Source organism: Arcobacter roscoffensis, assembly GCF_024267655.1.
In the GTDB taxonomy this organism is placed as follows: domain Bacteria; phylum Campylobacterota; class Campylobacteria; order Campylobacterales; family Arcobacteraceae; genus Arcobacter_B; species Arcobacter_B roscoffensis.
In genome coordinates this window covers 1995486-2010404 of sequence record NZ_CP100595.1, presented here as the reverse complement: position 1 = coordinate 2010404, position 14919 = coordinate 1995486, and the positions used below count along the sequence as shown (strand labels likewise).

Here is a 14919-nt window from a genome sequence, read left to right as displayed (position 1 = left end):
AATACAAGGTTAATATTTTGGACCATCTAAATAAAAATGTTGTCACTAAGACAAAATCAGAAGATAAAATCTATAATACAAATTTTGCTTCGGCATTCTATTTTTTAGCTTTTATGTTTTTAGTAGTTTATACTTTATCTACTTTAAATAATATCTTAACTCCACTTGCTATTGCTATTTTAATTTGGTTTTTAATAAACGCTCTTGCAAATCAAATAAAAAGGCTTCCTTACTTTGATTCAAATATAGGAAATATGATTGCAATTCCTTTATCTTTAGTTGTTATAGTCTATTTGATGTTTGAAATAGGAAGTTTTATTGCTTCAAATATGGTTGAGTTAAGTGGCACAATCTCTCAACTTGATAGTAAATTTACTTCAATAATTGAGAAGTTATCTTCAATGGCAGGTTTTGATGTATCCCAGAAGTTTGAAAAGCTTTTTGAACAGTTTAGTTTAGCATCACTTATAAATAAAGTAATCTCTGCTTTTAGTTCAATTGTAAGTAATATTATGCAAATACTTTTATATGTACTTTTTTTATTGATAGATCAAAGGTTTTTTAATGCAAAAATAAATGCTTTATTTAAAAACTATGATACAAGAGCAAAGGCAAAAGAGGTTTTAGAATCTGTTTCAAAAACTATTAGAATGTACTTATCAATTACAACAATTATTAGTTTGTTTACTGGAATACTTACTTATTTTATTTGTGAGTTCTTTTCTTTACAAGGTGCAGTTCTTTGGGGATTCTTAGCTTTTATTCTTAATTTTATTCCTACTATTGGAAGTATTATTGCTGTTGTAATACCAACACTTTTTTCACTAGTTCAGTTTAATGAACTCTCACCTGTATTGTTTTTATTAGCTTCTTTAGCTGTTGTTCAATTTACAGTAGGAAATATTATTTATCCAAGATTAATGGGAAATAAACTTAATATCTCTCAATTTGTTGTAATATTATCACTTGTTCTTTGGGGAGCAATGTGGGGAACTGTAGGGATGTTTTTATCAGTTCCTTTAATGATGATTTTACTAATAATACTTTCGCAATTTGAAAATACAAAAGGTTTAGCAATTCTAATCTCAGGAGATGGTAAAATCTTTGATCCTAAGAGTAAAGATAAAAAAGAGAAATAAGCTCTTTTTATCTTTTAATATTTATCTTCTTTTAAGCCTATCTTATATATGATAACAATTATCAATATTAAAGAGGAAAGAAAATGTCAAATAATATCTTAATAAATAAAGACTTTTCAAATATTTTATGTAATGAACTATTTAGTGCTATATCAAAAGGTAAGCAAGAAAAAATAGATGATTTAATAAATTTAGGTGTAGATATAAACTTTAGAGATACAAAAGGTAGAAATGCACTTTTTTGGGCTATTTATCATAGACAAATAAATATAATCAAAAAACTACTTGAATTAGGAGTTAGTACAAAAGTTACAAGCTCATTAACAGCTATAAATTATGCAGTTTATAAAAACGATGTAAAAGTCTTAAAATGCTTAAAAAATTGTGGTTTGGATTTAAATGAACTTGATGATGTAAACTCTACGGCATTAATATACGCAGTTTTGTATAATAAAATAAAAAGCGTAGATTATCTAGTTGAAAACAATGCTTGTGTTAAACATGAAGATATGCTAGGAAATAGTGCCTTAAGTTTAGCATATGATTTAAAAATCCAATACTTAATAAAAAAGTTTGAGTCTTTAGTTTAAAGTAAAGTAGTTTATAAAACTACTTTATTTATGTCCATGTCCTTTTGTATTTTCTCTTTGAACAAGCTCATTAAAGTTTTCACCACCTAGATTATAGGCTTTTCCAAATCCAAATACAGCTTCACCATAAAATGCTTTGAATTCATAAAGATTAAAGTCACTCATTCCTCTTAGTGTTTGAACCATACTTTTATCAAATTTTTCTTCAAATGAGTCAAGAATATCTTCATATTTTGAACTGTTTTTCTCTAAAGTTATAACATCACACTGCATTGTTACTCTTTTTCTAGCAAATATGTTTTCACAAGAGCTTTCATCTTCACAAAAGAAAATACTTGCTTTGGGATTTTGTTTTAGATTATGAGAGTGTTTTGCCATACTAGATAAATATACATAATATCTGTTCTCATATTTTACAAATGGGGCATATGAAGAAAAAGGGTTTTTGTTCTCATCTAAAGAGTTTATTACAAGGCTTTGAAACGAGTTTAGGAATTCTATTAGTTTTTCATTTTTCATTAAATACTTCTTATATTAAATTTTGAAGTATTTATAACATGAAATAGTTTAAGTGTTGATTTATATAAAAGTTTACATTAAAGGATTTCTCCTTTAATGTAGTGTTTAGTGTAGAATAGTTCTAGCGTTAATATCTTGAACAGGTCTATTATTTTCACCCATTACAGCTTCGAAATCTTCTAATTGACTTTGAGATAATTCTACTGGTGTTTTTAAAACTAACCATTTAACACCCTCTGTACAAGGAGGAGTTGTTAAAGAACCATTAAATCTAAAGTATTCTTGGTTTGCTGGTAAAATCTCATATCCTTGAACATCAGATTTTAAGTCATTTTTGTCACCTTCAGTTTCAGGTAAATTTCTTAATAATTTATTTAATACTAAGTTATCTTCACCAACTTCAAACATAACAGCAACAACTGCTAAACTTGAACCTTTAGAATGAACTAAATGTGCTTCCATTGGGAATGATTTACCATCAATTGTATTTTCACTTGGTGTATGGAAATGCATTTGTCTTAATGAATATTCTTCTCCATCAATTGTTAATTTATTTCCACCTGAAACAGCTACTTTTACTCCATGTCCTGTATTTTCAAATACAGTTCCTTTTGAGTTACCTTCAAATTTTAATGGTACTAAATTAGCATCAATTGTATTTGTAATGTTAATTGGTGATTGGTTTAAACCATTTTCACACATAGCGTATCTTTCATCAAGTTCAGACCATTTTGCAGGACCCTCATCTTCTGAATAAGACCATGGTGCTAGAGGTTTTGGCTCACCCTCAGCCAACATCAATGCAACAACAAATACAACAAAAATACTAATAATAGTGCTTTTAGAACTCATTTTTTTCTCTCTCCTTCTCTTTTCTCTTTGCTTTCATTTTATTTAAAGCAAGTCTTCTCATATCAGCTGTAGTATCAGACTCATCCATTATTTCTAATCCTAGAAGTGTCTCGATACAATCTTCTAATGTAACAATACCTTCAGTTTGATCATAAGAATCAGCAACAATAAACATATGTTCCTTTTTTTGGATAAACATATTTAATGCTTTTGAAACAGGAATGTTCTCATTTAATGAAATTACAGGTTTCATTATTGATTCAATACTAACATCCTGATCTATGATAGCTTGTTTGAATAGTTTTTTAGTTAGAACTAAACCCACAATATTATCAATGCTTTCATCATATACAGGAACTCTTGAGAACTTAAAAGTTCTCTTATCTTCAATAATATCTTTTATTGAAGTTTCTTTATCCACTGCATATACTACAGACCTAGGTGTTAAAATCTCTTTAATCTTCATATTGTTTAAAGTTAAAGTATTTTCAATAATATCTGATTCTAAATCACCAATAACACCTTCCTCTTCACTCAGTAAAGTGGAGTGTATAAGCTCTTCTCTTGATATTGAGTCACTGTTATCTGAACCTATTTTTTTAGTTACAAACTGTGTAATTTTAATAATAGGGTATGTTACGAAAATAAACATATTTATAATTCTTCCTGCAAGAGGAGCTAGTTGCTTCCAATAAACTGCACCTATTGTTTTGGGAATTATTTCAGCAAAAAACAGAATCAAGAATGTTAAAACAATTGAAGTTACCATTACTAGTGTTTTATCACCACCAAATACATTTTGAGCTTGAACACCAATTGCAGTTGCACCTAAAGTATTTGCAATAGTATTTAAAATCAAAATTGAAGCAATAGAACTGTCAATATCTGTTTTAAGTTTTTTAAGAAGCTTTCCTGCACTTGGATTCTTGTTTTCAAGAACAGAAATGTATGATACATTAGTTGAAAGTAGGATTGATTCTAAAATAGAACATAAGAAAGATGTTCCAACAACTACTAAGAATAGTAAGACTAATATTTCCATTGGGGCTCACTTTGTATAAAACTGCACCTCGGGGAATTATCTTCCAATAAAGACTCCTTTAAATTAAAAAAAATAGTAACTAATCATATCAAAATAAACTTAATTTTTGACAAACATAAGCATAATTGTGTATAATAAATTTATTAAGCGAGTTTTAATAAAAGGAGTATGTTATGGAATATGGATTAATATCAAATATTGACCAATTTAGGGACAATAAAACAATTGAATTAGAACAAGTACATGCCTCAACTCAAACTTCAAAACTTGGTGAAAGAAACAATTTATCTGAGCTTAGAAGAGAAGAGTTCTTAAAAGCAGGTGAAGCTGCGCAAGTTGAAAAAGCAAAAAATGAAACAGCATCTAATAGTTATGAATATACATTAACTAATATGAACTTTGGATTTAATAGTTCTTCAAAAGATTTTTATGTGAGAACACAAAGAGGGGAGTCTGAAAATCAGTTTCCTACAGAAGATATGATGAAATTAAAAGCTTTTTTAATGAATCAAGCTAAAGAGAGTGCTTCATAAAAGTCAAGCTAAAATAGCTTGGCTTTTATTTTCTATTTTTTTATTAAGTTTTATTAATAAATCTCTTGCATAATAAAACTTATCTTTATTTTCCAACTCAACTTCTTCTAATAAAGGCATGTATTTTATAAAAACAGGCCATACTTTTGCATAAGCATGGGGTCTTTTTTTGATATGAAACAAAGCAAGTGCTGTTGCACCATTTATTAAACCTTTAAGTGCTAAAGCTTTTTTCTTTAAACCTAATCTTTTATATTCATTCCAATCATCTTCAAGAAGTTCATGGGCTTCTCTATAATAACCCTCTTCAACAGCAAAGATAAATCTATCTATTGCTGTTTTTTGATTAAATACTGAATAATCTATTTTCATTATCTTTTCATTTCTTCAAGTTCTTTTTCTAAATAGTATCCTGTATAAGAGCCAGTTTTTTTATGTCTTGAAGCTAATTGTTCAGGTGTTCCCTCATCCACAAGTGAACCACCTTTATTACCACCCTCAGGTCCTATATCAATAACCCAGTCAGAGTTTTTAACAACATCTAAATTATGCTCAATAACTAATACAGAGTTTCCTAAATCAACTAAATGGTGTAAAACTTTTGTAAGTCTATCAACATCAGCAAAGTGAAGACCAGTAGTTGGTTCATCTAATACATATAATGTATTTCCTGTATCTTTTTTACTTAACTCTTTTGATAGTTTAATTCTTTGAGCCTCACCACCTGATAGTGTTACTGCATTTTGACCTAAAGTAATATATCCAAGACCTACATCTGTTAATGTTTTTAGTTTAGCATGAATTTTAGGTACTTTTACAAAGAATTCTAAGGCTTCACTAACACTCATATTTAAAACATCAGATATATTTTTACCTTTATATAAAATCTCTAAAGTTTGAGGGTTATATCTTTGACCACCACAATCATCACACTTAACCATAATATCTGGTAAGAAGTGCATTTCGATTTTTATTTCACCTTCACCTTGACACTTCTCACATCTTCCGCCTTTAACATTAAATGAGAATCTTCCTATTTTATAACCTCTAAGTTGTGCTTCTTTTGTTTTAGAAAATAGTGTTCTTATTTCATCCATAAGACCTGTATAAGTTGCTGGATTACTTCTTGGAGTTCTTCCAATAGGACTTTGGTCAAGGTAGATTACTTTATCAAGACTTTCTAAACCTTCAATTTCTACACCATCAACTTTTTTAACTTTTTTAGCATGATTTAAAAGCTCTTTTGCAACTGGTAAAAGTGTTTGTAATATAAGAGATGATTTACCACTTCCCGAAACCCCTGTAATAGCACAAAGATTTTTAAGTGGAATTTGAACATCTAAATCTTTAATATTATTAATAGTTACATTTTTGATTTTAATAAACTCTTCTTGTGGTCTATTATGAACATAATCTATCTTTTTCTTTCCAGTCATATATTGGGCTGTTAAAGTTTTGGCTTTTTGCATTTGTTTTAAAGTACCAGCAAATACAACCTCTCCACCATATTTACCAGCATTTGGACCAATATCAACTATAAAATCAGAAGCTTCAATAGTCTCTTTGTCATGCTCAACTACTATTACAGTATTACCTTTTTCTTGTAAGGCTTTTAGTGTTTTAATAAGTTTATTTGTATCTCTTTCGTGTAAACCAATTGAAGGTTCATCAAGCACATACATAACACCTGTAAGACCAGAACCAATCTGAGAAGCAACTCTAATTCTTTGGGCTTCGCCACCTGAAATAGTCCTTGCATCTCTTCCTAAAGTAATATATCCAAGTCCTACATCATGTAAGAAGAAAATTCTCTCTTTTATCTCTTTTAAAATCGGTGCTGCAATCATTTTTTCTTGAGGATTGAAGTATTCAAAGTTTTTTTCATCTTGGAAAAAGGCATGGGCTTCTTCAATAGGTTTATTTATAACATCACCTATTGTTTTATCTGCAACAATAACACTTTGAGAAGAGGGCTTTAGTCTATTTCCATTACATGAGTCACAAACTTTTTCAGTCATATATTCAGCCATATCTTTTTCATCTTTTATCATGTCATAGGCTAATTTTACTATACCTTCCCATTTTCTAGTAAGATTGTGTCTTTTCCAAGTAAATTTAGCTTCTTCAACTCCACCATGTAAAACAGCTTTTTGTTGATGTTGTGGTAAGTCTCTAAAAGGAATAGTAGTGTCAATCTTTGCAGCTTCACAATAAGCTATAAGCATTTTGAAATAAAAACCTTTATTAAAGCCATAGATAATTCTAATAGCTCCATCTTCTAAAGGTAAATCTTCATTTACAACTTTTTTCATATCTAAAGCATATCTTATTCCTAAACCATCACAAGAAGTACAAGCTCCTTTTGGTGAGTTAAATGAGAATGATAAAGGCTCTAGTGGTTCAAAAGAGATTTTACAAGAAAAACATGCCATGTGTTCACTATAATGTATATGTTTCTCTACTCCAACATCTTCATGATTTAAAACTTCAATTTCAAGTTCTCCATAAGACTCTTTTAGACCTTTTTCTACATCTTGGGCAATTCTTTCTTTATTTTCTTCTTTTACTACAACTCTATCAATTACTACTTTAATAGTGTGCATTTTATTTTTTTCTAGTTCTATATCTTCATCAAGTCTAGCCATAACGCCATCAATCATGGCTCTTACATAACCTTTTCCTCTAAGACTTTCTAGTAAATCAGCAAATGTACCTTTTTTTCTATTAATCAAAGGAGCTAATAAAACTACTTTTGAATTATCAGGTAGTTTTAAAACTTGCTCAATAATATCAGAAGCACTCATCTCTGAAATAGGCTCTCCACACTGGTGACAGTGTTGTTTCCCAACTCTTGCATATAAAAGTCTAAAGTAATCATAAACTTCTGTAATCGTTCCGACTGTTGATCTTGGGTTTTTTGATGTTGTCTTTTGATCAATAGCAATTGCAGGAGTTAATCCCTCAATTCTTTCAACATCGGGTTTCCCAACCTTGTCTAAGAACTGTCTTGCATATGCTGATAGTGACTCTATATATCGTCTTTGACCTTCTGCGTATAATGTATCAAAAGCTAGTGTAGATTTACCAGACCCTGAAAGTCCTGTAAATACAATAAGCTTATTTTTTGGTATCTCTAAATCTATATTTTTTAAATTGTTTTCTTTTGCGTTAAAAATCTTAATAGTATCTTGCATAAATATAACCTTTGAATTTTTGAAGCTAGTATTATATGATACATATGTATAATTATCGATAAAGGAAGTTTTATAAAATAAAATATATAATAGTAAATAATAAAAGAATGGCTTAAAATGAATTTAAACACTAAGATACAATGGCCTTATGCCTTAATAGCAATGGTGCCATTAACAATTGCAATTTTTCAAATTTTGGATTACTCCACTTATAAAGCAGTAGGTATTAGCTCTATTTTAATGCTTGTATGCTTTAGTATGTTTTTCTTTTTAAGAAGAAATTACTATTTTTCATATAATACAGTAATCTATTTTTATATCACAGGTTTTACAGGCTCTTTTTTGATAGCCTTTTTTAAACAAGATTGGCTACTTTTACCTATGATATTAGCATTTTGGATAGCTTTACTCAAAACTATTTCTTACACTTCTTTGGGAAAAATAAATAGTTTAAAAATACAACAAGAAGAAGAAAATCAAAACTTTATAAAAAAACTTTATACTTCATCCACAAGAAAAGAAGAAAATAAAAAAATCTTAATTGATGTTTTGATAGTTCTTGCATCTTTTTTCTTTATTATCTTTCTTTACTCAAGTTTATTTACTATTTTTAAATAGTTATTAACCATAACTTAGTTATCTTAATATTAATAATATATAGTAATTTAAGGAATACTCTTGAATAAGTTTATAAGTAGTTTTGAGTTTAATGGCAATACTTTTTTTTATTATGACTTAAAAAAGATAATTGACTCTGATTTATCTTTAAGAAGACTGCCTGCTAGTTTGAAACTGCTTTTAGAAGCTAATATCAGAAATGAACAAGAAGAGAACTTAAACTATATTCTTGATGCTTTTATAAAAAGAAATAGTTTTAGAAGAATTAGCTTTTATCCAAATAGAGCAATAATGGATGATTATTATGGAGTTCCTGTTTTAGTTGATTTAAGTTCACTAAATGAAGATAGGCAAAATTTAGAAAATAAAGATTTTGTAAAACCAAAAATTCCTTTAGACTTAGTTGTAAAAGATAGTGTAGATGATAATCAAGATAAATCTATGCAAAGAAACAAACAAAGACATCACTTTATAAAATGGTGTGAAAATAGATATGAAAACTTAACAGTAGTTCCCCCTGGCTTTGGTATTTATCATCAAGTAAATTTAGAACACTTAGTAACTATGCTTGATGTAAAAGCTTCAGAAGAGAAAATATTTTTATGCCCTGAAAGTGTTGTTGGAACTGATTTTAATGCTACGATGACAAACTCTTTAGGTATTTTAGCTTGGAAGTTAAATACTTTGGAAACTCAAGGTGTTATTTTAGAGCCAAAAGTAAAAATGCACATTCCAAAAGTAATAGGAGTTGAGGTTGTTGGTTCACTAGCCCAAGGGGTTAGTATCTTAGATGCAACACTAAATCTATCAACTCTTTTAGAAAAAGATGATTTAAGTGATACCATAATAGAGTTTTTTGGACCTGGAATAAAAAATATTTCAGTTGAAGATAGGGCATATTTATCACAAATAGTTGTTGAGTGTGGAGCTGCTTGTGGATACTTTTGTATTGATAATAATACAATTGATTTTATTGAGAAAACAAGAGGTGTTGACGCTACTTTAATAAAAACTTATTTTCAAAAGCAAGGTTTATTTAATAACTCTATAGATATTTGGGACTTTGATTATGATAAAAAGTTTATATTTGAACTTTCAAAAATAAAACCCTTAGTTTCTGGACCTAAAAGTGAAGAGCAAAGAGTAACAGTTGAGCATGTACCCTCAAAACTTCAATCTTTTAAAATAGGAAACTTTGTAAAAGACAATGATATAGTTTTAGCAAATATTGTTTCATGTACTTTAACTTCAAATCCTACTTTACTAATTCAAGCAGGCTTGCTTGCAAAAAAAGCTTGTATGCTAAATCTTACAATAAATAAAAACATCAAAAGAAGTTTAACTTTAGGCTCACTTGTAATAAAGAACTATTTAGAAGAGTTGGATTTATTGAAGTATTTTGAGCAATTAGGTTTTAAAATAGTTGATATAAATAGTTTAGATTTAGCAAGTGACACCCACGAGCTAAGAGAAAGTGTTGTTTTAGATATCCAAAAGTTTAACCTAAATGTATCATCTGTAAATTCAGGAGTTGATTTAGAAAGCTTATCAAGGGATCAAGTAAGATCAAATTGGTTAATGTCTCCTGCTTTAGTTGTGGCTTATTGTTTAAAAGGAAATATGAATTTTTCAGTTACAAAAGAGCCTATTAATACAGATATATTTTTAAGTGATTTATGGCCTAGTATCTCAGAAGTAAATGACTACTTATCAAAAATAAGTAGCCAAATGTATGAAAATGTTTATAAGGATGTATTTAAAGGTGATGAGTATTGGCAAGGTATTGAGTGTAAAGAAAGTGAAACTTACCCTTGGAATGATGAGTCTAGTTATATTCAAAAATCTGATTATCATATAATAGATAAAGAAAACTTAGAAATAAAAGATGCAAAAATAGTGGCTTTATTGGGTGATAATATGGAAAGTGAACTTATCTCACCTAGTGGAAATATCCCACCATACTCTCCTGCTGCGTTTTATTTACTTGATAAGGGTTTACGACCTGATGAATTTAATACTTTTTCTAAACGAAGATCAAATAGTGAGTTGTTAAAAAGAGGGGCATTTTCAAATATAAGTGTAAAAAATAAGATGGTGTTACCAAAAGAGGGTGGATATACAAAAGACTTTGACTCTTATGAAGTTTTACCAATATATGAGTTTTGCCATAGAATGAAAGAGCAAAACCATGATTTAGTTTTAATAGCAGGGCAAAACTATGGACTAGGAGAGTCTACAGATTGGGCTGCTAAAGCTACAAAGCTTTTAGGAGTAAACTGTGTGATTGCAAAATCTTTTGATGAAGAACATAGAGCAGACTTAGTAAAAATGGGAATTCTTCCTTTATGTTTTATAGAGGATGATATTGAAAGTTTAAAACTAAAAGGTCATGAAACTATTTCAATAGATTGTGAAAATATAACTTCAAATAGCAAAATAGAAATAAAAATAAAAAGATTTGATGAGCTTGAAATCATAGAAGTTCAAGTAAAACTTCTAAATGATTTAGAGTTAGAGTATTTTAAAAATAAAGGGGTTATAAATTATTTGTTGAGTGAAGTAGTGACAGGGGAGTGACTAATTCCCCCTTTTATTAATATAATTCAATTGCTAAAACTGAAAATATTAAAATTAACACTACTAATTTATACAACATTGAAACTCCTTTCAATGAACACTCCCACCCAACACTACCCGCAAAAAAAAAGGTAAGGTTTTACCCTTACCTTCAGTGTAAATCTAGTAGGTAGTCACTCCTACAAGAGTTTCAATGTATTGTATAAATTAGTTTAATTATACTAAAAAGTATTTAGAAAGTCAATATTTAGTAAATAAGGGAGAGGTTATGAATTTCCACTCTTTAAAATTCACAATTCAATACCTGTACCTTTTTTTAGTAAAAAAGGAACCATTGTAAACTTATCATATACAAACTTTGTTACGACCACTATTTTTAGCTTGATAGAGTGCATTGTCAGCTCGTTTTAAAGCAGTTTCAACACTATTTTCACTTTCTAGGTTTACTTGAGATACACCTGAACTTATAGTAAAATGAAAATCTTTTTTTGATAAAAGAGTAATACTTGATGATTCTACAAGTAGGCGTATTTTTTCTGCTACAGCTACCGCTGAATTAAGTGAGGTATCAGGAAGTAATATTGCAAATTCTTCTCCCCCATATCTACAAACAATATCACTCTTTCTTTGACTCTTAATAAGTATATTTGATAATAATATTATCACATCATCACCAAATTGGTGTCCGTATGTATCATTAATATTTTTAAACTTATCAATATCAATCATAATTATTGATAATAGTTCTTTTTTTCTTCTAGATAAAGATACAATATTTTCTGATACTTCAGTAAAATATCTTCTGTTATATAACTTTGTCATTGAATCAGTAATTGCAAGTAGTTTTAAGTCTTTGAGTAACAATTCTTTTTCTTGCATTAAATGGTTCAGCTCCTCATTTGCAATTGTTAAGCTATTTGTTCTGTCTTGTACTTTTGCCTCTAAAATAATCTCATTTTTATCTTTCAACTCTAACAGTTCTTTTTGTATAGTAAGTTTTTCATTTTGAAATACATAAAATCGATTTACAAGAAACATTGTAAAAAACAATATTTCAAAAATTGATCCATATAAGAAAGAGTATCTATTGATGTCATTATTTTCAATCCAGCCATTTACCATTGCAGACATTAATGAAATTGTTATCATGTAAATACTCATAGCAAAAAGATAATATTTTGTGTTTGTATTATTCTTTTTTCTTAGAATATAAATAGCTACCGAGAATAAAACTAAAAATAATACAGAAGCTAATTTATTCATGATTTCAAACCAAGGTTCAAAACTAAAAGCTATTAGAAGTGCTAACACCCCAAAAATATATCCAAAGATATTTAAAGGTTTATAGATTTTTGGTAAATATTTTTCTACATTTAAAAATTCAGATGAAAAAAGAATCAAGAACATAATAAACATAGGTGTAACCATAAGAAAATTATAGTAGTACTCTTCTAACGGAGTATATAAAATCAACCCACTATAAGCACTAACCCATAGAAGATAAAAAAACGTGTATCCACTGTAATAAAGATAAATATTCTCTTTTAATCTAAAATAAATAAATAAGTTTATTATTGTAATAATAAAGAGTATCCCAAAGTAAAACATATATAAATTATCATGATAATAACCATGTATAGAATTGAAATACTTTTTTTTATATATTTCAAATTCTCCTGATGTAGTCAATTTAGAGTTTGATTTTACATAAAAAGTTTTGATTTGATTTGGTTTTATTTTTAGCTCAAAACTTGGATTGTGGTTTAAAACATCTCGTTGCTTTAAAGGTTTTATTAAACCATTTTTCTCTTCTACCCAATAGTTATTTACCTTTTTGTAAAGACTCATTTCTTCATAATATGGTTCGCTGAAATTTAAAATAAAATCTTTACTAGTGCTATGATTCTCAATTGTAAATTTGAACCAAAAATTACCTCTTTTATGTCCAAAAGTAAATTGACTCGGTATTTTTTTAAATGTTTTATTTTGAAGGGTTTCAATTGTAAGTTTTTTAGAATCATCGTAAAACATTTCTAGAGTGAAATTGTCTTTTTTACGAATATCATTGTCTATAATTATATTTGAATATAAAGTGCTTATTACTAATAAAAAAACTATTATAATTTTCAATGTTAACCTTTTGGAAGTATATCCATGATTTATAATATATGTTAGCATTTTTTTTCTTAGGAGATTATGCTATAGAATAAGCCTATGAATCAATCAGAAAAAGAATAATAATCCATGGTAGCCATTTATTAACTACCGCTTTTAAATAGGGGTCAGGTCATGAATTTCCACTTTTAAAAAAGTCAAATTTTCAATTCAACACCTATCCCTCAATTTTCAGTTCTTGATAAAAATATAACTCAACTGCTAAAATTGAAAATATTAAAACTAACACAACTAATTTATATAAAAAACTATTTAAAAATTCAATATTTTCTATGAATTCTAAAATTAAGTAGCAAGCTATAGTGATATATATAATGTAAAAAGTTATTAATATGCTATAATGTAAAAAAGGAATATAGAATGCCAAGAAGACCAAGAATAGAATTAGCAGGTTATCACCACGTATATAATAGAGCAGTTGAAAGAAAATATATTTTACAAAACTACAAAGATAAAGACAAGTTTTTAGAGATTGTAAATGAAACAGCGCACAAATATAAGTTGGTTGTTCATTCTTATTGTATTATGGATAATCATTACCATCTTTTAGTAGAGAATAAGTTAGAAAACTTATCATTGGCTATGAGACAGATAAATTCAAAGTATGCAAGTTATTACAATAAAAAATACAAAAGAGTAGGTCATCTTTGGCAAGATGGGTTTAAATCTTGGTATGTCTTAGATGAAGACTATTTATATATTCTTTTTAAATATATAGAATCAAATCCTGTAAAAGTAAATATGACAAAAAGAATAGGTCAATACCCTTATTCATCTTCTTTTACAATGTTAAATAACAATCTTCTTTCTTGTTGTAAAAAATCTTTTGTATTAGAAAACTTTAGTGTAAAAGAACTAGCTATGTATTTAAGTATTCCGATTTCAGAAAGAGAAGTTAAATCAATAGAAAAATTACATAAAGAAAAGTTCAAAATTGAAGACAATTTAGTACAAAAAGAGAAAATAAAAACATTAAATGAATACTTCAAAAATGTAAATACTAAAGATGAAAGAGATAAGTTTATAATAGAAGCATTTAACGATGGATATAAACAAAGCGAAATATCAAAATATTTAGGGCTTTCTAGTTCTACAATATCAAAAATTATAAAAAGTGGAAATTCATGACCTGATCCCTTGTAATTTTGAAAATAATAAAACTATCTCACATGAAAATATGTTTGAAGAATTAGAGAAAAAACTATTTGTATAATTTTAAAATGAAAAATTTTGAAGTTATTTTAGGGTGGCGACTGAATCTTTGTAGTACTTTAATAATATTGTAATAATTTAAGCATGTTTTAAAAATAATTAATATATTATTCATGAAAATTATTAAAGGACCTTTATGAAAAAAATATTATTATCATCATTATTTATCTCTAGTGTGATGCTTGCAAACAACACTACAGTAACACCAAAACATTTAGAAAAATGTGTTAAAACTGATATTTCTAACTATGAAGCTATTTACTCTTGTCAATCAGGTGACTTTTTCATACAATATAAAGATGCTCAAAAAACTAGAATTGATTGGGATTCTAAAAAGTCATTTCATAAAATTGGTGATGCACCAGGTGTTGGGAAAAAAAGTAACTATTAAATAAAAGGAGATGATTAGTAAAATAACTAATCATCTTTAGTTTATAAACTTTCACTTTTAGAAAATCAAATTAACAA

13 protein-coding genes are annotated in these 14919 nt (G+C 27.9%); 7 read left to right on the top strand and 6 right to left on the bottom strand.

Features of this window, described 5'->3' with window-relative positions:
* The first annotated feature begins 17 nt into the window (after nt 1–17).
* Both NJU99_RS09490 and NJU99_RS09485 read left to right on the top strand, forming a co-directional pair.
* Nucleotides 18–1139 carry an AI-2E family transporter gene (locus NJU99_RS09490; RefSeq protein WP_254575678.1) on the top strand — a complete coding sequence of 374 codons (1122 nt, stop codon included), beginning with the start codon at nt 18–20 and terminating at the stop codon, nt 1137–1139.
* 83 nt (nt 1140–1222) lie between these two features.
* Nucleotides 1223–1729, top strand: coding sequence for an ankyrin repeat domain-containing protein (locus NJU99_RS09485; RefSeq protein ID WP_254575677.1), 507 nt, complete (start codon nt 1223–1225; stop codon nt 1727–1729).
* Between the two features lie 24 nt (nt 1730–1753).
* On the opposite strand, the gene NJU99_RS09480 is transcribed toward NJU99_RS09485, so the two are convergent.
* From NJU99_RS09480 to NJU99_RS09470, 3 genes are all read right to left on the bottom strand, one after another.
* Nucleotides 1754–2248 carry a HugZ family pyridoxamine 5'-phosphate oxidase gene (locus NJU99_RS09480; RefSeq protein WP_254575676.1) on the bottom strand — a complete coding sequence of 165 codons (495 nt, stop codon included), beginning with the start codon at nt 2246–2248 and terminating at the stop codon, nt 1754–1756.
* 105 nt (nt 2249–2353) lie between these two features.
* A complete protein-coding gene (locus NJU99_RS09475; protein ID WP_254575675.1) occupies nt 2354–3100 on the bottom strand; it encodes a carbonic anhydrase in 747 nt (248 codons plus the stop codon).
* Nucleotides 3090–4142: a CNNM domain-containing protein gene (locus NJU99_RS09470; RefSeq protein ID WP_254575674.1), complete on the bottom strand. Its 1053-nt coding sequence runs from the start codon at nt 4140–4142 to the stop codon at nt 3090–3092. Before NJU99_RS09470 ends, NJU99_RS09475 begins: the two co-directional genes overlap by 11 nt.
* A 173-nt stretch (nt 4143–4315) precedes the next feature.
* Between NJU99_RS09470 and NJU99_RS09465 the strand changes: the two genes are divergently transcribed.
* A complete protein-coding gene (locus NJU99_RS09465; RefSeq protein WP_254575673.1) occupies nt 4316–4675 on the top strand; it encodes a hypothetical protein in 360 nt (119 codons plus the stop codon).
* Nucleotides 4676–4678: 3 nt separating this feature from the next.
* Here NJU99_RS09465 and NJU99_RS09460 read toward each other — a convergent pair whose 3' ends face one another.
* The gene (locus tag NJU99_RS09460; RefSeq protein ID WP_254575672.1) at nt 4679–5047 is read right to left on the bottom strand and encodes a DUF309 domain-containing protein; all 369 of its coding nucleotides are present in this window, start codon (nt 5045–5047) and stop codon (nt 4679–4681) included.
* Nucleotides 5047–7869 (bottom strand): excinuclease ABC subunit UvrA, encoded by a 2823-nt coding sequence (gene uvrA, locus NJU99_RS09455; RefSeq protein WP_254575671.1) that lies wholly within the window; start codon nt 7867–7869, stop codon nt 5047–5049. Before uvrA ends, NJU99_RS09460 begins: the two co-directional genes overlap by 1 nt.
* A 117-nt stretch (nt 7870–7986) precedes the next feature.
* Between uvrA and NJU99_RS09450 the strand changes: the two genes are divergently transcribed.
* Both NJU99_RS09450 and acnA read left to right on the top strand, forming a co-directional pair.
* Entirely contained in the window at nt 7987–8487 is a 501-nt protein-coding gene (locus tag NJU99_RS09450; protein WP_254575670.1) for a hypothetical protein, read from the top strand.
* 60 nt (nt 8488–8547) lie between these two features.
* Nucleotides 8548–11064 (top strand): aconitate hydratase AcnA, encoded by a 2517-nt coding sequence (acnA, locus tag NJU99_RS09445; protein ID WP_254575669.1) that lies wholly within the window; start codon nt 8548–8550, stop codon nt 11062–11064.
* A gap of 345 nt (nt 11065–11409) precedes the next feature.
* Here acnA and NJU99_RS09440 read toward each other — a convergent pair whose 3' ends face one another.
* The gene (locus NJU99_RS09440) at nt 11410–13194 is read right to left on the bottom strand and encodes a sensor domain-containing diguanylate cyclase (protein WP_254575668.1); all 1785 of its coding nucleotides are present in this window, start codon (nt 13192–13194) and stop codon (nt 11410–11412) included.
* A 405-nt stretch (nt 13195–13599) separates the two neighbouring features.
* Here NJU99_RS09440 and NJU99_RS09435 point away from each other — a divergent pair, with 405 nt between their 5' ends.
* Complete coding sequence (locus NJU99_RS09435; protein WP_254575667.1) at nt 13600–14367, top strand: transposase; 768 nt, start codon at nt 13600–13602, stop codon at nt 14365–14367.
* Nucleotides 14368–14587: 220 nt separating this feature from the next.
* Nucleotides 14588–14842 carry a hypothetical protein gene (locus NJU99_RS09430; RefSeq protein ID WP_254575666.1) on the top strand — a complete coding sequence of 85 codons (255 nt, stop codon included), beginning with the start codon at nt 14588–14590 and terminating at the stop codon, nt 14840–14842.
* Nucleotides 14843–14919: the final 77 nt, after the last annotated feature.